The organism is Streptosporangium sp. OZ121 (assembly GCF_051918885.1).
In the GTDB taxonomy this organism is placed as follows: Bacteria; Actinomycetota; Actinomycetes; order Streptosporangiales; family Streptosporangiaceae; genus Streptosporangium.
In genome coordinates this window covers 857,436-876,225 of sequence record NZ_JBPXMC010000001.1, presented here as the reverse complement: position 1 = coordinate 876,225, position 18,790 = coordinate 857,436, and the positions used below count along the sequence as shown (strand labels likewise).

The following is an 18,790-nucleotide window of genomic DNA, read 5'->3' as shown; positions in this document are numbered from 1 at the left end:
CCGACACGAGGGTCGCGTCGGGGAAATTGATCGGAGACTTTTCCGACACCTCGGATGCGAGACCTGTGTCAGGAATCGGCCATGGTCGTCACTGACAAGTGCGCCGGGCGAACTCACGGCTTGAACGCGACCTCCCCGAGGACCTTCGCGACCCGCTCCACGTCCGCCTCGGTGGTACGCCAGTTGCTGAACGCGGCGCGCAGCGCGGGCACCCCCTCGTAGACCGTCGGCGTGAGGAAGGCCTCGCCGGACGCGGTGATCGCGTCGGCCACCTCGCCGATCCGGGCCTGGGTGGGGGAGGAGGCGAGGGTGAAGCAGACCACGTTGAGCCGTACGGGGGCGAGCAGCCGGTAGCCGGGCATCGCGGCGATCCGCTCGCCGAGCCCGGCGGCGAGGGCGGCGTCGCGCCGGACGATCTCCGCGTGTCCCTCGCGCCCGTACGCGGCCAGGGTGAACCAGGCCGGCAGCGCGCGCAGGCGGCGCGAGTTCTCCGGTGTGAGGTGTACGAAGTCGGGGTCGTCGCCCACCGGGCCGAGGTAGGCGGCGGAGTTCTGGAAGACGCGGGTCTGCAGGTCGCGGCGGCGGGTGAACTGGATCGCGCTGTCGTAGGGCACGTTCAGCCACTTGTGCAGGTCCACGCAGACCGAGTCGGCCGCGCCGAGGCCCGCGACGAGGTGGGCGTGCTCGGGGGAGAGCGCGGCGAAGGCCCCGAACGCGGCGTCCACGTGCAGCCAGAACGGGTGGCGCTCGCGCAGGGCCGCGATGGCGCGCAGGTCGTCGAAGTCGACGGTGTTCACCGTGCCGGAGTTGGCGACCACGATCGCCGGCGCGCCGTCCAGCCGGTCGAGCTCCTCGGCGAGCCCGGCCACGTCCACCGCCTCCCGCCCCGGCAGCAGGCCGACCCGCCGGATCGCCGACCGCCCCAGCCCGAGCATGGACAGCGACTTGACGACGCTGGAGTGCGGGCTTCCCGACAGCACCGTCACCGGTCCGAGCGCCGCCGCGCCCTCCTCGGCCACCGACACGCCGCGCAGCTCGCCCAGCCACTCCCTGGCGATCGCCAGGCCCGCGAAGGTGGACATGGTCGCGCCGCTGACGAACGTCCCCTCGTGCTCGGGCGGCAGGCCGAAGAGGTCGCGCAGCCAGGCGGCCGTCTCCCGTTCGAGATCAGGGGCGAGCGAGTCCAGTCCCGACGTGGGGTTCTGGTCGAGGGTGCCGGTCAGCCAGTCGCCCGCCAGCGCCGCGGGCGTCACGCCGCCCGTGACGAAGCCCAGGTAGCGGGGGCCCGCGCCGGCCGCGAAGCCCGGCTCCCACCGCCGCGCGAACTCCTCCAGCGCCCCTTCCAGGCCGATCCCCGCCTCCGGCAGGGACGCGGGCGCGGGTCTCGCCGGCGTCCGCGCCACCGGCCGGTCGCCGAGCCCGCCGAGCAGGCGCACCGCGTACGCGCGGGTGGCCTCCAGCAGCTCGGGGACGCGGGCGTGGTCGGCCCCGAGCGTCCCGCGAACGCGACCGGCCTCGCCGGCGCCCGGCTCCTCCGGCGCGCCCGGCCGGTGATCGCCGCCGGGGTGTGCCGATCCGTGGGTGGGCGGGGTGTCCGCGTCGTGTCTGGCGTCCATTCTTCGACGCTAAGGGGTGGTCACGGTGAATGTCGTGGTCCAATTACGGCAAACTGGACCAGTGTCCACGTACGTTCAGGCGGGCTGGCGACAGCCCGGACGCCCTCTCGCGAGCTCGCTGGCCGCCGCGTTGCGCGAGGCCGTGCTCGACGGGCGGGTGCGGGTCGGGGACCGGTTGCCCTCGGAGCGGCGGCTGGCCGCCGAGCTCGGGGTGAGCCGGGGAACGGTCGTCGCCGCCCTGTCCCGGCTGAGGGAGGAGGGCTGGCTCGTCACCGGGCACGGCAGCGGCAGCAGGGTCCGGTTGCCCCGGAACCTCGGTGAGCGCTACGCGCCCCTGTCGGTGGACGGCCGGGACTCGCTCCTCGACCTGCGGCGCGCCGTACCCGCCGCCCCGCGTGAGATCGTCACCGGCGCCGTCACCCGCGCGCTCGCCAGGTCGGCGGGGCTGCTGCTGGAGAGCGGCGAGCCCGGTGCCGGTCTGCCCGAGTTGCGCGAGCTGATCGCCCGGCGCCACACCGCCGAGGGAACGGCCACCCGGCCCGAGCAGATCCTGGTCACCTCCGGGGCCCGCGCGGCGCTGGCGATGCTCGTCACCCACCTCGGCCCGCGCAGGACCGTCGTGGAGAGCCCCGCCTTCTTCGACACCCTCGCCACGCTCAGGCGCTTCGGTGTGCGGACCGTCCCCGCGCGGGTCACCGCCGAGGGCTGGGACGGCGACCAGCTCGCCACCGCGTTCCGCGAGAGCGCCGGGGGAGCCGCCCTCCTGACCCCGGACTTCCAGAACCCGACCGGGGCGCTGATGGCCCCCCGCGTCCGCCGGGAGGTCGCGGAACTGGCCGCCCGGCACGGGGTGACCGTGATCGTGGACGAGACCCTGCGCGACCTGGACCTGCGCGACAGGCCCGTGCCCGAGCCCAGGATCGGCCGGGCCGTCACGATCGGCTCCATGAGCAAGACCGTGTGGGGAGGGTTGCGCGTCGGGTGGATCCGGGGCTCGGCGGCACTGATCCGCGAGCTCCTCCTCGATCCCGTCAGCGGCCTGTACGTCCCCCCGCCCATGGAACAGCTCGTGGCCTGCGAGATCTTCCCCCTCATGGACGGGCTGCTGGCCCAGCGCAGGAGTGAGCTACGCCGCCAGCGCGACCATCTGGCGAGCCGTCTGGGGGAGAACGACGCCTGGAGCTTCTCCCTGCCGCCGGGCGGCCTGGCGCTGTGGCTGCGCCTCGACGGGGTGTCGGGTGAGACCCTGGCGGGCAGGGCGGCCACGGCGGGGCTCAGCCTGCTCCCGGGCTCGGCCTTCTCTCCCGACGGGACCCTGACCGGCTGGCTCCGGGTGCCGTACACCGCCCCCGTCGAGACCCTCGACCGGGTCGTCGAGCACCTCGAGCCGGCTCTGCGGCCCTGAGCACCGCCGGTCTCCCGGCGGGGGAAGGGCCGAGCGCGGCCGGGAAGTCGTGGTCAGGTCGAGAGGGAGAGGGAGGGGCGGACCCGGCCGGCCTCGCACAGCGCCCAGCGCATCCGGCTCGCGTACGCCTCCGGGTGGTCCCCGGCCTCCTGGGCGACGAGGGCGGCGCAATCGGAGAGATCGGCGTGGCAGGCACGGATCCGGCCTTCGATGATCATTCGTACCTGATCAGGGGAGGGGTGGTCCGAAGCCTGCAGAGTGGAGACGAAGAGAACCTGTGCCAGGTCGGACACGTTCATCGGGGTCGTCATCACGTGATCCTTTCCCGGGAGGCGCGGAGGTCCTGCGGAACTTCGATCGCGTCCCCGTCGGTGGTTCGGCCCGTGTTCACCTTCCATCGTCTCTCCCGGCACTGACATTTTCGCCCCGTAGCCGCCCCCTGGCACCCCTGTTTTCCGGCGAATAATGAGATGTGACGCACGGCGGTGGTCGCTACCGTTGTAAACGCCTCGGGGTTCGGAAACGAAACCGGCCGTCCAACGCGAGAAGCACATCGTGGGAAGAGCATCGCGGGAAGAACGCGCCGGAGCCGTCTCCGGAATACGGGGTTCCGACAACTTGACACGCGCCTCCCGGTGCGCCGATCGCGGTTACTTCCAGGTTCGATTCCTGGCGGCCCCACTCAGCGGGGCCGCCGCCCGCCAGGCAGGGCACCCGCGGTCACCTCGATCTCGGGAGGCGCACGGCCGTGCGCGCGTGACCGGCGCGCGGGGAGACACGGAATTCGCGGAGACTCGCAGAGAAAGGCCCGACCATGTCCAAGTTCGACACCGCGACCAACCGGCCGGCCGTCTCCAGCCCGGTCAGGACCGGGCGCGTCCCCTCCGGTCTCACCCACGAGGGCGCCCCCGGATACGCCCGCGACGCCAAGGGCGAGCTCTTCCTCCTCGCGGTGTCGAACATGGTCGGCGAGAACACCTTCTACGAGAAGGCCGGTGACCGCGACGACCGGTTCCGCCGGCTCGTCCACCGGGTCGCGGTCGAGGACGGCGAGTGGATGGCCCGCTTCCTGCCCTGGCTGCGCGGTGAGGCGAACATGCGTACCGCCCCGGTCGTCGCCGCGCTGGAGTCGGTCAGGGCGCGGCTCGCCGCGGGCCTGCACGGCCTCAACCGGCAGCTGGTGGACGATGTCCTGCAGCGCGCCGACGAGCCCGGCGAGGCCCTCGCCTACTGGACGTCCACGTACGGGCGGGCGATCCCCAAGCCGGTCAAGCGCGGCGTCGCCGACGCCGTGCGGCGCCTGTACACCGAGCGCGGCCTGCTCAAGTACGACACGGGCACCAGGGGCTTCCGCTTCGCCGACGTCATCGACCTCGTCCACCCCGCTCCGGCGGCGGACAAGGCGTGGCAGGGCGAGCTGTTCGCGCACGCCCTGGACCGCAGGCACGGCCGTGACAAGCCGATCCACGACGCGCTGGCGACGCTGCGCGCCCGCGCGGGGCTGGCGGCACTGCCGGTCGAGGCGCGGCGCGCCGTCCTGGCCGACCCCGGTCGCCTGCGTGCCGCGGGCATGACCTGGGAGGCGCTCGCCGGGTGGCTCCAGGGCCCGATGGACCGCGAGGCGTGGGAGGCGGTCATCCCGTCGATGGGCTACATGTCCTTGATCCGTAACTTGAGGAACTTCGACGAGGCCGGTGTCTCCGACGAGGTGGCGGGACGGGTCGCCGCGAAGCTCACCGACCCCGGCGAGGTCGCCGGGTCGCGGCAGCTGCCGTTCCGGTTCTACTCCGCGTACCGCAACGCCCCGAGCACGCGCTGGGGCCACGCCCTGGACAGGGCGCTGACGCTCGCCACGGGCAACGTGCCGTCGTTCGGCGGACGCACCCTCGTCCTCGTGGACACGTCGGCGTCGATGACCTCCGGCACGGTCTCGGCGCGCTCGGCCGTCACGCCCGTCCAGGCGGCGGCGCTGTTCGGGGTGACGCTCGCCGCCCGCGGCGAGCGGGTGGACCTGTACGGCTTCGCCGACGGCGTGTTCCGGCACAGGGTGGGCCGGGGCGCGTCGGTCCTGAAGGAGATGGACCGGTTCTGCGGGCGTATCGGCGAGGTCGGCCACGGCACGCAGATCGCCACCGCAATCCGGCGCGCCTACCGCGGGCACGACCGGGTCGTCATCCTGTCGGACATGCAGACCATGGGCGGCCACCACGGCGCCGAGGTGACCCGCGCGGTGCCGGAGCGTGTTCCGATGTACGGATTCAACCTGCAGGGTTACCGGCGGGCGGCGATGCCGACCGGCTCGGGCGACCGCCACGAGTTCGGCGGCTTCTCCGACGCGTCGTTCCGGCTGATCCCGCTGCTGGAGAGGGGCGGCGACGCGAGCTGGCCGTTCTGACCCGGCCGGGCGGCCGATCGATCCGCCCGTCCCGGGCGCGGCCGGCACGCTCCGGCCGCCCAGCCCTCGCCGGTGGTTCCTGCCGTCGTGCCCACGAGCGTCCCGGCCGTCACCGCGGCCCGGCCGGGACGCCTCGGCGAGCCGGCCGGGCCGACCTCGACCGGAGAAGAGATCAGGTGAGAGGCCGACAGGCCGATATCCGTCCGGGCGTCGTGATCTTTACTCGCCTTCATCGCAACTGTGTTCACATCTGTCACGCCGGTGGGCGCCCGTTTCACGAACAAGCCGCCGACATTCTGGAATGATCGCTGCATATCCTGTCGGACATCGAGACTGACGGACAGTGACTGATGCCCCCCATCGATCAAATCACCACCTTCGCATCGGACCAGCCGGTTCTCACGGTCATCATCGGTGTGTTCGCCCTCGTCCTCCTGGTCGTGGCGTATTTCGTGCTGCGCGCGACCCGGCGCGTGGCGGTCCGCTTCTACCATCGTCACATCGCACCCCGTCCGGCCGAGGACATCCTCACCATCGTCGCCGCCAGCATCGCGACGGGCGTCTCCGCCCAGGGCATGTGGCGTTTCTCCGGTGACGTGCTCGGCTTCGACGGCCCCCTGCGACTGCTGCTCTTCGCCTTCATCGAGGTCGCCGTCATCACCAGCGCCGTCCGGGCGCGCCGCAACATGCGGGAGAACTTCTCCGCCGGCATCGACGGCGTCGCCGTGTGGGCGCTCACCGGCCTGACGGCCGTGCTGTCGAGCATGGACGCCCGCAGCGTCGCCGAGGCCGTCTTCCGGCTCGCCGCCCCCCTGGTGGCGGCCTGGCTGTGGGAGCGCGGCATGGCGATCGAACGCCACCGCATCACGGGGCGCTCCCGCATCAACTGGCGGATCACTCCGGAACGCGCACTGGTCCGCGTCGGGCTGGCCGAGGTCAGCGACCGTACGGCGAGCGAGGTGGACGCCCACCGCAGGCTCACCCGGGTCGCGCTGGCGGCCAAGCGCGCCCGCGCGCTCCGCGCCTCGGGGGCGTCCGACAGGAAGATGCGCGCGGCCCTCACCAAGCTGGACCGTGCCATGGACCGGGCGGTGGAGCACAGCGGCCTGGCGGTCGACTCCGCGCGCCAGGAGGCCCTGCTCTCCCAGATCGGGGCCCTCTACAACACCTCCGCGCTGATCGACCTGACCCCGCCCGTGCCGTGGGCCCCGGAGCCCGGAGAGCCGGCGGGGCCGTCCGGGCGTCCCGCGGTGGCCGCGGGCCCCGCGGCGCTGCGGCCCCCGCTCGACGATGACGACGAGGAGTTCCACGTGCTGGACGTCCCGCCGCCGATCGTCGACACGGCGCGGCGCGCGGCCCAGATACGCGCCGCGCGGGAATACTGGGACAAGCAGATCGAGCGGAAGTTCGTGCCCCGCGCGGACGACATCGCCCACGAGACCGGCGTCTCCCTGGTCACCGCCCGCGAGTGCCGGGCCCTGTGGAAGCTGGAGCCCAAGGCTTACGCGCTGCTGGAGGCCGCCTTCCGCGAGCACGGGATCGTCGACACCGGCACCTTCCCCGCCATCGAGACCGAGCACGTCCTGACCGTGAACGGGTCCTCACCCGGTCGCTGAGCCACGCCGCCGATCCCGCTCGATCCCGCTCGATTCCGCCGCTCGCCCGGGCGGGCCGCCTGGTCGGCCCGCCCGGTCAGGTCGACTCGCGCACGATGAGGGTCGTGGGCAGTATCACCGGCTCCAGGTGCTCGGCGCCGTCGATCAGGGCGAGCAGCAGGCGGACGGTCTCCTCGGCGACCCGTTCCAGGGGCTGCCGGACGGTGGTGAGCGGCGGGTGGGTGGTGAGAGCCACCGCCGAGTCGTCGAAGCCGCCCACCGCGACGTCCTCGGGCACCCGCCGCCCGGCGGCGCGCAGGGCGGAGAGCGCGCCCGCGGCCATCAGGTCGGAGGCGACGAAGACGGCGTCGATGTCGGGGGCACGTTCCAGCAGCCGGGCCATCGCGCTCTCCCCGCCCAGCTGGGTGTAGTCGCCGTGCTCGATGAGCCTCCTGCTCGCCTTCCTGCCGAGGATGTCGGCGAAGCCCTCCAGTCGCAGCGCGCCGCCGGGGGTGTCGAGCGGGCCGGTGATGGTGGCGATCCGTTTGCGGCCCCGCTCCACCAGGTAGCGCGTCATCTGCCGGGCGCCCTCGCGGTCGTCGGCCGCCGCGTAGGGGATCACGTTCTCCCGCCCGATGACGGCCCCCTGGGCGACGGCGGCCACCGGGATGTCCACCAGCGCGTCCACCAGCCTGTCGCCGGCGTGGGTGGAGACCAGGAAGGCCCCGTCGGCGTGGCCGCCGCGCAGGTAGCGGATCACCCGGTCGCGGTCGCCGTCGTTCCCGGCGATCATCATCACCAGCGACACGTCCCGCTCGGCGAGCCGCCGGGTGGCGGTGCGCAGCAGCACGCTGTAGGTGGGATCCTCGAACAGCTTCTCCTGCGGCTCCGACAGGACCATCACCACCGAGCCGGTCCGCTGGGTGACCAGGCTGCGGGCGGCCCGGTTGAGCACGTAGCCCGTCTCGGCGATGGCCCGCTTGACGGCGGCGTGCGCGGCGGGGCTGACGTACCGGTCGTCGTTGAGCACCCGGGACACCGTTCCCCGGGACACCCCCGCCACCGCCGCGACATCGTGGATGGTCGGACGCTTCGCCATGCTCCTCATTGTCCCCTCGACCGGCCGCTGGTCGGCCCGGCCGCTAGCTTTTCACGGCTCCGCCGGCCAGGTCGGTCCGCCAGTGGCGCTGCATCGTGAGGAACAGCGCGATCAGCGGAATGATCGACAGCAGCGTGCCGGTGAGGATCAGGTTGTAGAGCGAGGGCTGGTTCGCCCCCGCGGCGAGCAGGGTGTAGAGCCCGACGGTCAGCGGGAACCTCTGGTCGTCGCCCAGCATGATGAAGGGCAGCAGGAAGTTGTTCCAGATCGCGACGAACTGGAACAGGAAGATGGTCACCATGCCCGGGAGCATGAGCGGCAGGGCCACCCGGCGCAGCAGCAGCCAGTGCCCGGCGCCGTCGATGCGCCCGGCCTCCAGCAGGGCGTCGGGGACGGCGGCGGTGGCGTAGACGCGCGCGAGATAGATGCTGTACGGGTGCAGGATCTGCGGGAGCAGGACCGACCAGTAGGTGTCGGCCAGCCCGATCCGCGAGAACAGCAGATACTGCGGGATGGCCAGCACGACGGCGGGCACCAGGATGCCGCCGATCAGCAGATTGAAGATCAGGTTCCGGCCGGGGAAGCGATACTTGGCCAGGGCGTAGCCGGAGACGGCCGAGACGGCCGTGGACAGCAGGGCGCCGCCGCCCGCGTACAGCAGCGTGTTCAGCATCCACAGCCAGAACACGCCGTCGCGGTAGGCGAGCAGGTCCGAGAGGTTGGACAGCAGCCCGGTGCCGGGGGCGAAGGTCGAGGTGGAGAACAGCTCCGCCTTCGACTTGGTCGCGGCCACCAGCACCCAGCTGACCGGCAGCAGGCAGTAGAGCGCGCCCAGCAGCAGGATCGCGGTCGGCATGACACCGGCCGGGCGGCGTCTCCGAGAAGGCCCCCGGGAAGGCCCCCGAGAGGCCCCTGTGAGGGTCGTGGTGGCCATCAGCCCTCCCCGAAGGCGCGGTCGCGGACGACGCGCAGGAAACCGAACGACAGGACGAGGGAGATCGCCGCGATGACGATCGAGGTGGCGGCGGCCGAGTAGAGGTCGCCGGTGACGAAGGCGTCGCGGTAGACCTTCATGAGCGGGCTCCAGGTCGAGCTGATCGTGTTGGTCAGCGGCCGCAGGGTGGTCGGCTCGGTGAACACCTGGATCGTGGCGATGATGGAGAACACCGTGGTCAGGATGATCGCGGGCAGCAGGATCGGGACCTTGATCCGCAGCGCTATCTGGATCTCGCTCGCCCCGTCGATCCTGGCGGCCTCGTAGTAGGTCCTGGGGACGGCGCGCAGGGCGGTGTAGAGCACCAGCATGTTGAAGCCGACGCCGCCCCAGACCGCCACGTTCGCCATGGACAGCACCACCGTGCCCGCGCCGAGCAGGTCGACGTCGAGCACCTGGCGGAACGGGCTGAGGCTCGGCAGGTAGAGGAAGCCCCACAGCAGGGTGGCGGCCACGCCCGGCACCGCGTACGGCAGGAAGAGGGCGATCCTGGAGAAGCGCGCGAGCCGCACGTGTGCCGAGTCCAGCAGCAGCGCGAACAGCAGGGCGAGCCCGAGCATGACCGTCAGCACCAGCAGGCCGTAGCCCAGGACGCGCAGCCAGCCGGCCCACAGCTCGCCGTCGGCGAGCGTCGCCGCGTAGTTGTCGAGGCCGACGAAGATCTCGCGCCGGGAGTTCTTGCCCAGGCCCAGGCCGGAGACCTTCGTGCGCCGCAGGCTGAGGTAGGCCGTGTAGCCGATGGGAATGGCCATGAAGAGTGTGAACAGCGCCATGGCCGGTGCGAGGAAGAGGTAGGGGACGGCGCTCGCGGTGCGGGCGCCGCCGCCGGGGCGTCGTGTCATGGGGTGAGCTGGAATCCGGACTTCCGCATGTCGGCGACCGTCGCGTCCTGCATCTTCGCGAGGGCGCCGGAGAACGCCGACCCGTCCTGCAGGGCCTTGTCGAAGGCGTCCTTGAAGGCGTTGTAGGTCACGTTGACGTTCGGCCCGAAGGTGAAGCCCCGCGCGGTGGCGGAGATCGCGGCGGCCTGCTGCCAGAAGTCGGGCTGGTTGGAGAAGTAGTCGGGGGCCTCGCCGAGCATGGTGCCGCCCTTGGTGGCGGCCGGGTAGACCGCCCCCTCCTTGACGAGCAGGCCGAGCGCCTCGGGGTCGGTGTTGAGCCAGGTCGCGAACTTCGCGGCGGCGGCCCGGTTGGGGGACTTGGCGGAGACCGCGGTGGAGGAGCCGCCCCAGAAGCCGCTGGAGCTCTCGCCGGCGCTCCACTGCGGCAGCGGGGCGATCGCCCACCTCCCCTTGGCCTTGGGGGCGTTGCTGGACAGCACTCCGGGCGCCCAGATCGCCGAGGGCCAGGTCAGCAGCCTGCCGTCGTTCAGGGCCTTGTTCCACTCGGGGGTGAAGTACGGCTGGTCGTCGATGGCGCCCTCCTTGACGAGGCCGCCCCAGTAGTCGGCGACCTTCGTGGTGGCCGCGTCGTTGACCGCGACCTTCCAGGACTCGCCGCTGATCGACCACCACTGGGCGCCGGCCTGCTGGGCGAGCCCGACGAAGGAACCGGGGTCCTTGCTGGAGAAGGTCCCCAGGAAGACCTTGGGGTCCTTCTTCCGTACGGTGCGGGCGGCCTCGGCGTACTCGTCCCAGGTCTTGGGCACCTCGACGCCGTACTTCTCGAACAGGTCCTGGCGGTAGTAGAGCATCATCGGGCCGCTGTCCTGGGGGAGCGCGTAGACGGCGTCGGTGCCGAGCGTGACCAGTCCCCAGACGCCCTCGCCGAACTCGCCCTTCGCCTGCCCCACCTCGGCCGTGAGGTCGGCCACCGCGTCGGCGGCGACGAAGGAGGGCAGCATCTGGTACTCGGCCTGGACCAGGTCGGGAGGGTTGCCGGCCTTGGCGGCGGTCAGGAACTTGGTGGCCGCGTCGTCGCCGCCGGCCTGCTTGCTGACCGTGACCTGGATGTCGGGGTTGGCCTTGTTCCAGACCGCCGTGATCTTGTCCATGTTGGGGACCCAGGTCCAGTAGGTGAGCTTGACCGGCCCGGCGGGGGCCGAGTTCTGCGATTCCGGGGCGGCCGGCTCCTGGGGAGTGCCGGAGCACCCGGCCAGGGCGGTGGCGAGGATCGCGGCCGCCACCGCTACGAGCCGGTTTGTCTGCATGTGTTCCTCCGGGTGGGGTTCCGTGTGGGAGTTTCATGTCAGGGAGTCGGCCGCTGGGAGGCCGCTGCGGGGCCACCGGCGAAACCACCGGCGAGCCCCGGCGAGGTCGCCGGGGAGGCCGCCGACGAGGCTCCGGCCTGGTCGCCGGGGAGACGGCGGGAGGACCGCCGGAAGTATCTGTGAACGTTCACAGACTGAAATCCATCGACGGGTGCTGTCAATGACCGTTACGTTCTTGTTAACCCCCGTACGCGCCAGGCATCTCGCGGGTGGTCTTCCGTGGGCGCCGGTCGTACATTACTGTGCACGTTCACAGAAAATATTCGAGGGGGAGTCGTTGCCCGGATATCCCGCCCTGCCAGGGGGCATCGCGTACGGCGGGGACTACAACCCCGAGCAGTGGCCGGAGGAGGTCTGGCGCGAGGACGTCCGGCTGATGCGCGAGGCCGGGGTGAACCTGGTCAGTCTCGGCGTGTTCAACTGGAGCCTGCTGGAGCCCGCCGAGGGGGTCTACGACTTCGGCAGGCTGGACAGGATCGTCGACCTGCTCGACTCCGCCGGAGTCATGATCGACCTCGCGACGCCGACCTCGTCCCCGCCCGCCTGGTTCAGGACGGCCCACCCCGGCGCCCGCCTGGTCGACCGCGAGGGCCGCGTCATCGCCGGTGGCTCCCGGCACAGCTTCTGCCCCAGCTCCCCGGAGTACGCCGCCGCCTCCGAGCGGATCGCCGAGCGGCTCGCCGCCCGCTACGCCGGGCACCCGGCGGTCGCCATGTGGCACGTCCACAACGAGTACGGCTGGGCCAACGCGCGCTGCTACTGCGAGACCTCGGCCGAGGCGTTCCGCGACTGGCTGCGCGAGCGGCACGGGGACGTGGCGGCGCTCAACGCGGCCTGGGGGACCACGTTCTGGGGGCTGACCTACGGCTCGTTCGAGGAGGTGGAGCCGCCGAGGATCGCACCGGCCGGCCAGCTGACGGCCCTGCAGCTCGACTACGCGCGCTTCTCCGTCGACGCGCACATCGCCAACTTCCGCCGCGAGCGCGACGCCATCCGCCGCTTCTGCGACCTGCCGGTCACCACCAACTTCATGATCCCCAACTGCGAGCCGATGGACTACTGGCGGTGGGCGGGCGAGGTCGACGTCGTCTCCAACGACCACTACCTCGACGCCGCGCGGGCCGACAACCACATCGAGCTGGCCATGGCGGCCGACCTCACCCGCTCGGTGGCGGGCGGGCGGCCGTGGATGCTCATGGAGCACTCGACCGGCGCCGTCAACTGGCAGCCGCGCAACCTCGCCAAGCGGCCGGGGGAGATGCGGCGCAACAGCCTCGCCCACGTCGCCCGCGGATCGGACTCGGTGCTGTTCTTCCAGTGGCGCGCCTCCCGCCACGGCGCGGAGAAGTTCCACTCGGCGATGCTGCCGCACGCCGGGACGGACTCCGGCCTCTGGCGCGACGTGGTCGCCCTCGGCGCCGACCTGCGCGGGCTGGCCGGGGTGCGCGGCTCCCGCGTCGAGGCCGAGGTCGCGCTGGTGTGGGACTGGGAGTCGTACTGGGCGCTGGAGCTGGAGTGGCGCCCCTCGGTCGACCTGCGCTTCCGCGAGCGCGTGGAGGCCTACTACGAGGCACTCTGGCGCGAGCACGTGACCGTCGACTTCGCCCACCCCGCCGCCGACCTCTCGGCGTACCGGATGGTCGTCGTCCCCAGCTCCTACCTGCTCACGGAGGCGGCGGGCAAGAATCTGCGCCGCTACGTCGAGGCGGGCGGGCACCTGGTCGTCTCCTGCTTCTCCGGGATCGTCGACGAGAACGACACCATCCACCCCGGCGCCCACCCCGGCGCGCTGCGCGACGTGCTCGGCCTGTCGGTGGAGGAGTTCCACCCGCTGCCCGAGGGCGGCACGGTGCCCGTCGGCGACGGCGGTCTGACCGGCCGGATCTGGTCCGAGCGGATCCGCCTCGCCGGGGCGCGCGCCGTCCACGCCTTCACCGGCGGGCCGGACGCGGGCCACCCCGCGGTGACCCGCCACGAGCTGGGGGCGGGCACGGCCTGGTACGTCGCCACCGCCCTCGACCCGTCCCCCGACTCCGACTCCCGTGGAAACGGCCGGGATCTGCGCGCGGTCCTGCGTACCGTCCTCGACCTGGCGGGCGTGTCCCGGCCGCGCGGCCTGCCGGACACGCTGGAGCTCGTACGCCGGGGCCGGCACCTCTTCCTCCTCAACCACGGCGACGAGCCGGTCACCGTCCAGGGGGTGAGCGGGACCGGGGTCTTCGACGGCGCCGCGCACACCGGGCCGGCGACCGTGCCCGCCGGCGGCGTCACGGTCGTCGAGCTCGCCGGGGACACATGATCGTCCCCGGGGTCGCGCCGGCCACCTGACCGCGGCGCGTCACCCGGGGTCTTCGGGGATCGTCCACATCACTCCTGACCAAGTGAGGACCCATGAAGAAGATCCTGGTGGCACTGCTGGCATGTGCCGCCGCCGTCCTGGTGCCGTTACCGGCCCGAGCCGCTCCCACGGTCGCCAACGGCGGCTTCGAGAGTGGAGGCGGCGTCGCCGCACCGCCCTCGTGGAGCACCACGGGCTCCGCCGCCGCCGACTTCACCGAGGCCGGCGGCCACGCGGGCTCCTACCGCCTGTCGCACTGGTCCACCGCCGCGTACACCGTCGAGACCCACCAGACGCTGACCGGGCTGGCCTGGGGCACCTACACGCTCCGCGCCTGGGTCAGGTCCGGGACCATGAGCCAGAGCTGGATCGCGCTGAGGAACTGCGGCTCCGCCGAGAGGCGGACCCACGTGCCGGTCAGCTCGTCGGAGTGGATCCAGATCGCCGTCACCCAGACCGTGACGGGCGGCCGGTGCACGATCGTCCTCGGCTCCGCCGCCGCGGCGGGCGGCTGGGCCAACTTCGACGACGTCACCTTCGCGGCGGGGTCGGCGACGCTGGCGGTCAAGGGCGCCGACACCTCCAGCCTGCCCAAGTCGGAGGCGTACGGAGGCAGGTACCACGACGCCGGGGGCACGCGGGGCGACGCCCTCGCGATCCTGGCGGCGGCCGGAGCCAACTACGTCCGGCTGAAGGTGTGGGTGAACCCGGCCGACGGCTACAACAACAAGGCGCGGGTGCTGGCCATGGCCCAGCGGGTCAAGGCCCGGGGGATGCGCCTGCTGGTCGACTTCCACTACTCCGACACCTGGGCCGACCCCGGCAAGCAGTACAAGCCCGCGGCGTGGACCGGACACTCGTTCGCGCAGCTCAAGGCGGCCGTCTACGACCACACCTACGACGTGCTGAACGCGCTGAAGGCGCAGGGCACCACCGCCGACATGGTCCAGGTCGGGAACGAGATCAACGACGGCATGCTCTGGGAGGAGGGCCGCAGCTCCAACTTCGGCAACCTCGCCCAGCTGCTCAACGCGGGCCACAGCGCGGTCAAGGCCGTCTCCTCCTCGACCAAGGTCGTGCTGCACCTGGCCGAGGGCGGCGACAACGGGCTCTTTCGCTGGTGGTTCGACAGCGCCGCGGCCAACGGCGTGAACTACGACGTGATCGGCGTCTCCTACTACCCCTACTGGCACGGCACGCTCGGCGCGTTCCAGGCCAACATCAACGACATCGCGTCCCGCTACGGCAGGCCCGTCCTGCTCGCCGAGACCGCCTACCCCTTCACCACAGGCAACGACGACGGCCTCACCAACATCATCACCGCGGCGACCCCGTACCCCGGGTACCCGGCCTCACCGGCGGGCCAGTCGGCGATGCTGCGCGACGTGATGAGCATCGTGCAGGCCGTGCCCGGCGGGCGCGGGCTCGGCGCCGTCTACTGGGAGCCCACCTGGACCGCGGTGGCCGGCAACGGCTGGGACCCGGCCGACCCGTCCTCGGGCAACGGCTGGGAGAACCAGGCATTGTTCGACTTCGCCGACAGGGCGCTGCCCGCGCTCGCCCAGTTCGCCCACCAGTGATCCTCGCGTCCGCGCGGCAGGACGTTCCTTCCGCGCGGTCGCCGTGAAAGCCGCCGGCCGGACCCCGCGGGGTCCGGCCGGAAAGCTTGTGTCCGGGCCCCGGCGGGGCCCGGACACGCTCGGCTGCCGCCGCCTCTCGAATCCGGATCGGACCCGGGTCAGGTGCGGGTCGGATCCAGGTGGGCGTCGGCGTCAGATGGAGATCCGGCCGGCACCGGCGCCGCCGGTCACGATCGACTTGACGCTGGAGGCGGTGTCGAGGGAGTAGGAGTAGGGGATGGAGGCCACGCTGCCGCCGGCCTGGCCGCTGCCGGAGTTGACGAAGTGGTTGTTGCGGGCGACCAGGGTGCCCGGTCCCGAGTCTCCCTCGCCGAGGTGGTAGGGGTCGTCGGTGTTCTCGAAGTAGTTGCCCTCGACCAGGACGCCCGCGCCCTCGGTGGAGGCCACGCCGTAGCCGCCGACGCTTCCGTAGTAGTTGTTGTAGACGTGCACCGGGTTGCCGAAGCGCACGCGCGGGTGGCGCTGGGTGGTGCCGTCGAACCAGTTGTGGTGGTACGTCACCCGCAGGTGCCCGCGGTCCTCGCCGCCGTTGCCGTCGTCGTGGCCGAGCAGCATGGACTTGTCGTGGTTGGTGACCTTGTTCCAGGAGATGGTGACGTAGTCACTGGCCCGCTTGACGTCCACGGCGCCGTCGTAGCCGTTGCTGAAGGTGTTGTGGTCGATCCAGACCCGGGTCGAGTACTGGACCTGGATGCCGTCGTCGTTCCAGTCGCGGAAGGACAGGTTGCGGACGATGACGTTGGAGGCCTGGGAGATGTTGAATCCGCAGCCCGCGATGGTGGCGCCGGAGTTGCCGATGATCGTCTTGTTGGAGCCGACCCTGAGCATCCCGGAGCAGGAGATCGTGCCCGACACCCGGATGACGGCCGCGCCGCTCGACGAGAGCGCGCTGCTCAGCGCCGAGGAGCTGCTGACCGTGGTGGGCGAGGCGTTGCCGCCGCCGGTGGTGCCGCCGCCCTGGGTCGCCCAGCCGACCAGGCCGCCCGGGTTGCCGGGGGTGGGGGTGATCGTGGGTGTCGGGCCGGGGGTGGGGGTGACCGTCGGGTCGGGGTTGCCGCCGCCCGCGGGGACGAGCCGCCACTGCTTGGTGGCGACGGAGTCGCAGGAGTTCTGCTGGACGAGGGCGCCGGAGGAGGTGGAGTTGTCCTTGATGTTGAGGCACTTGCCGCCGTTGGCGTTGACCACCCGGTAGTTCGACCCGGACTCGGTCAGGTTCCACGTCTGCGACGACGCGCCCGAGCAGTTCTCCTGCTGGACGGCCTTGCCCGCGGAGGTGCTCGCGTCCTTGACGCCCGCGCACAGGCCGCTGTGGACGGCCTTGAGCTGGGTGCCGCTCCCGGTCACGGTCCACGCCTGTCCCGCGCCGCCGCAGCCGTTCTGGGTGAGCTGGACGCCGGCGGAGGAGCCGGCGCCGGTCAGGCACAGGCCGCTGCCGTTGTTCACCAGGTTGTAGTTTCCCGGAGCGGGTGCGGCGGCGGAGGCGGCGGAGACGCCGGCCACCGTTCCCGACAGGGCGAGGGCGGCGACGGCGACGAGGACGCCGGCCGCCTTCCCGTTGGCTCTGTACAGCACAGTCGAGCTCCTTGCTGGTCCGGCAGGCCGGTACGACCTGCGGTTCGGAGTCCCCCCAGCGAGCACTCGCCGTTCACATATGCGATTCGCGTACATGTGAGCGAACAACCCACAAGTTAGGTAAGCGCTTTCCAGCTGTCAAGCGGGACCTGAAAGTTTCATGACGGACGCTGTCACCTGACCGCTCCCGTCGCGCTCCTGACCGGCGGAGGGGGTGCGGGAAAGAGCCCGGCCCGGCGGGCGCCGGGGCGGTGCGAGGGTTCCGGGAGGTCTAGTCGACCTCGGCGCTGCCGTTGACGCGGAGCTTGCGGCGGGCGCGGTCGTAGAAGCTCTTCGGGCCGAGCCGGACCACCCAGGCGGCGGCGCGGATCGCGGTGACGCCGAGCCCGTCCCCGGGCGTGAGGTGCGCGGCCACCGTGCCGTCCACCTCCACGGCGAGACGGCCGCTCGTCGGCAGCAGGTCGAGCATGACCCGCTCGTCGGCCGACAGCACGATGGCCCGGTTGAACGACGAGTGCGCCGCCGCGGGGACCACGAGGAACCCCTCGACCGTCGGCGACACGATGGGACCGCCCGCGGAGAAGCTGTAGGCGGTCGACCCGGTGGGAGTGGCCACGATCACCGCGTCGGCCGCGTAGCGCACGAAGGGGTGCCCCTCCACGGTGATCGACACCGCCGACAGCCCGTCCCCCGGGATCCGCACCAGGGCGATGTCGTTGAACGCGGTCACCGCCGTGCCGTCGGGCAGGGCCGCCCGCACCGCCATGCGCGGTTCGACCGTGTAGTCGTGGTTGTCGATGGCCGACAGCGCGGGGGGCAGCTCGTCGACGTCGATCTCCGCGAGGAACCCCAGCTTGCCGAGGTTGACGCCGAGGACGGGGGTCTTGCGCCCCGAGATGAGGCGCATGGTGCGCAGCATCGTGCCGTCGCCGCCGAGGCTGACGAGCAGGTCGGCGCGGTCGACCAGGGTGGCGCCGTCGACCGAGACCGCGCTGCAGTCGATACGCCCGACCTCGTCGGGCAGACCCAGCACCGTGACGTCGCGGGCGCGGGCCCACTCCACGATCGTGTCGATGGCCACCTTCGAATCGCGCTGCGGGTGCAGAACCAGCCCCACGGTCTTGACCATCCCCATGCCTCACACTGTACGTGGCCCGCCGCCGATCCCGTACGACGCGATCCCCTGTGGGCGGTGAGGGCCGGGAGCGCGTGCCCGGCACCCCGGGGGGGCCGGGGGCGCGGGACGGATCAGCGCTGGCGCCGTTCCTTCATCCGCGCCTCGTGGAGGTGGCGGCGCCCGCCCGCCAGCCGTTCCCTGACCCGTCTCTCCACGTCGGTGAAGACGCTGTGGTAGCCGTCCTCGTACTCCTCCACGACCTGGAAGGTCCACCGGCCGGGGATGACGTCGAGGCCGATCAGCTCGCGGGTCACCACGTCGGCCATCTCGGGGTGGCCCGCGGCGCGCAGCAGCTCCACCGCCTCGTCGAGCTGCAGGTCGGCGTGACCGGTCAGCTGATGGAAGGAGTAGAGGTGCCCGCGGGCCCGCTCGGTCGTCTCCAGCGCCTCGGATAGCTTTCCCAGGGCCTCGGCGGTGGCGTCGTCGACGTCGTGGGACGCGGCCCGGGACGAGGCGCCCGGCGAGGCAGGGGAGGAGGCCGGATCCGGCCGTACGTCGTGGGTCACTCGATCTCCTCCTCGAAGGGGCGCGGTAGATCAGAGAAGGCGCGCCGGAGCATGGTCGCTGAACGGCCGCATGCCATCTGAGCTGTGGGAACGTGTCACTACCCCGCGGGGGGAGGGTGAATCGCCGGCTCGTTCCGCCCTTCCCCCGGGAGCCGGGAAAGGCGCGGGCACGCCCGCGGACGGTGAGGTGTTCTTGAGTGAACACACAGTTAAATGCCAGGAAAGGTGGCTACCCTCCCTGGGC

Annotated in this window: 15 protein-coding genes; 5 read left to right on the top strand and 10 right to left on the bottom strand. The window is 71.9% G+C overall.

Features of this window, described 5'->3' with window-relative positions; genetic code table 11:
- Positions 1–113 precede the first annotated feature (113 nt).
- The gene (locus ACTOQ1_RS04075) at positions 114–1,616 is read right to left on the bottom strand and encodes a pyridoxal phosphate-dependent decarboxylase family protein (RefSeq protein ID WP_440064512.1); all 1,503 of its coding nucleotides are present in this window, start codon (positions 1,614–1,616) and stop codon (positions 114–116) included.
- 61 nt (positions 1,617–1,677) lie between these two features.
- Between ACTOQ1_RS04075 and yczR the strand changes: the two genes are divergently transcribed.
- Positions 1,678–3,021: a MocR-like transcription factor YczR gene (gene yczR, locus ACTOQ1_RS04070; RefSeq protein ID WP_440064511.1), complete on the top strand. Its 1,344-nt coding sequence runs from the start codon at positions 1,678–1,680 to the stop codon at positions 3,019–3,021.
- A 53-nt stretch (positions 3,022–3,074) separates the two neighbouring features.
- Here the strand turns inward: yczR and ACTOQ1_RS04065 are convergent, their stop codons facing one another.
- Positions 3,075–3,332 (bottom strand): hypothetical protein, encoded by a 258-nt coding sequence (locus ACTOQ1_RS04065; protein WP_440064510.1) that lies wholly within the window; start codon positions 3,330–3,332, stop codon positions 3,075–3,077.
- A gap of 503 nt (positions 3,333–3,835) precedes the next feature.
- On the opposite strand from ACTOQ1_RS04065, the gene ACTOQ1_RS04060 reads away from it, so the two are divergent.
- Complete coding sequence (locus ACTOQ1_RS04060) at positions 3,836–5,416, top strand: TROVE domain-containing protein (protein ID WP_440064509.1); 1,581 nt, start codon at positions 3,836–3,838, stop codon at positions 5,414–5,416.
- 350 nt (positions 5,417–5,766) lie between these two features.
- Positions 5,767–7,032, top strand: a complete 1,266-nt coding sequence (locus ACTOQ1_RS04055; RefSeq protein WP_440064507.1) for a hypothetical protein — start codon at positions 5,767–5,769, stop codon at positions 7,030–7,032.
- Positions 7,033–7,108: 76 nt separating this feature from the next.
- Here the strand turns inward: ACTOQ1_RS04055 and ACTOQ1_RS04050 are convergent, their stop codons facing one another.
- From ACTOQ1_RS04050 to ACTOQ1_RS04030, 5 genes are all read right to left on the bottom strand, one after another.
- On the bottom strand, positions 7,109–8,110 hold the full coding sequence (locus ACTOQ1_RS04050; protein WP_362851128.1) for a LacI family DNA-binding transcriptional regulator: 1,002 nt from the start codon (positions 8,108–8,110) through the stop codon (positions 7,109–7,111).
- 43 nt (positions 8,111–8,153) lie between these two features.
- On the bottom strand, positions 8,154–8,966 hold the full coding sequence (locus tag ACTOQ1_RS04045) for a carbohydrate ABC transporter permease (protein ID WP_440064505.1): 813 nt from the start codon (positions 8,964–8,966) through the stop codon (positions 8,154–8,156).
- A gap of 77 nt (positions 8,967–9,043) precedes the next feature.
- A complete protein-coding gene (locus ACTOQ1_RS04040) occupies positions 9,044–9,946 on the bottom strand; it encodes a carbohydrate ABC transporter permease (protein ID WP_440064504.1) in 903 nt (300 codons plus the stop codon).
- The gene (locus ACTOQ1_RS04035) at positions 9,943–11,253 is read right to left on the bottom strand and encodes an ABC transporter substrate-binding protein (RefSeq protein WP_440064502.1); all 1,311 of its coding nucleotides are present in this window, start codon (positions 11,251–11,253) and stop codon (positions 9,943–9,945) included. Before ACTOQ1_RS04035 ends, ACTOQ1_RS04040 begins: the two co-directional genes overlap by 4 nt.
- Positions 11,254–11,291: 38 nt before the next feature.
- Positions 11,292–11,444: a hypothetical protein gene (locus ACTOQ1_RS04030; protein ID WP_440064500.1), complete on the bottom strand. Its 153-nt coding sequence runs from the start codon at positions 11,442–11,444 to the stop codon at positions 11,292–11,294.
- A gap of 146 nt (positions 11,445–11,590) precedes the next feature.
- Here ACTOQ1_RS04030 and ACTOQ1_RS04025 point away from each other — a divergent pair, with 146 nt between their 5' ends.
- Together ACTOQ1_RS04025 and ACTOQ1_RS04020 are read left to right on the top strand one after the other, a co-directional pair.
- Positions 11,591–13,612 (top strand): beta-galactosidase, encoded by a 2,022-nt coding sequence (locus tag ACTOQ1_RS04025; RefSeq protein ID WP_440064499.1) that lies wholly within the window; start codon positions 11,591–11,593, stop codon positions 13,610–13,612.
- A gap of 92 nt (positions 13,613–13,704) precedes the next feature.
- Complete coding sequence (locus ACTOQ1_RS04020) at positions 13,705–15,231, top strand: glycoside hydrolase family 53 protein (RefSeq protein ID WP_440064498.1); 1,527 nt, start codon at positions 13,705–13,707, stop codon at positions 15,229–15,231.
- 192 nt (positions 15,232–15,423) lie between these two features.
- On the opposite strand, the gene ACTOQ1_RS04015 is transcribed toward ACTOQ1_RS04020, so the two are convergent.
- The 3 genes from ACTOQ1_RS04015 to ACTOQ1_RS04005 form a co-directional block, all read right to left on the bottom strand.
- Entirely contained in the window at positions 15,424–16,863 is a 1,440-nt protein-coding gene (locus tag ACTOQ1_RS04015; protein WP_440064497.1) for a pectate lyase family protein, read from the bottom strand.
- Positions 16,864–17,134: 271 nt separating this feature from the next.
- Positions 17,135–17,998, bottom strand: a complete 864-nt coding sequence (locus ACTOQ1_RS04010) for an NAD(+)/NADH kinase (RefSeq protein ID WP_440064496.1) — start codon at positions 17,996–17,998, stop codon at positions 17,135–17,137.
- A gap of 113 nt (positions 17,999–18,111) precedes the next feature.
- Positions 18,112–18,546 (bottom strand): hypothetical protein, encoded by a 435-nt coding sequence (locus tag ACTOQ1_RS04005; RefSeq protein ID WP_440064494.1) that lies wholly within the window; start codon positions 18,544–18,546, stop codon positions 18,112–18,114.
- Between the last annotated feature and the right edge of the window lie 244 nt (positions 18,547–18,790).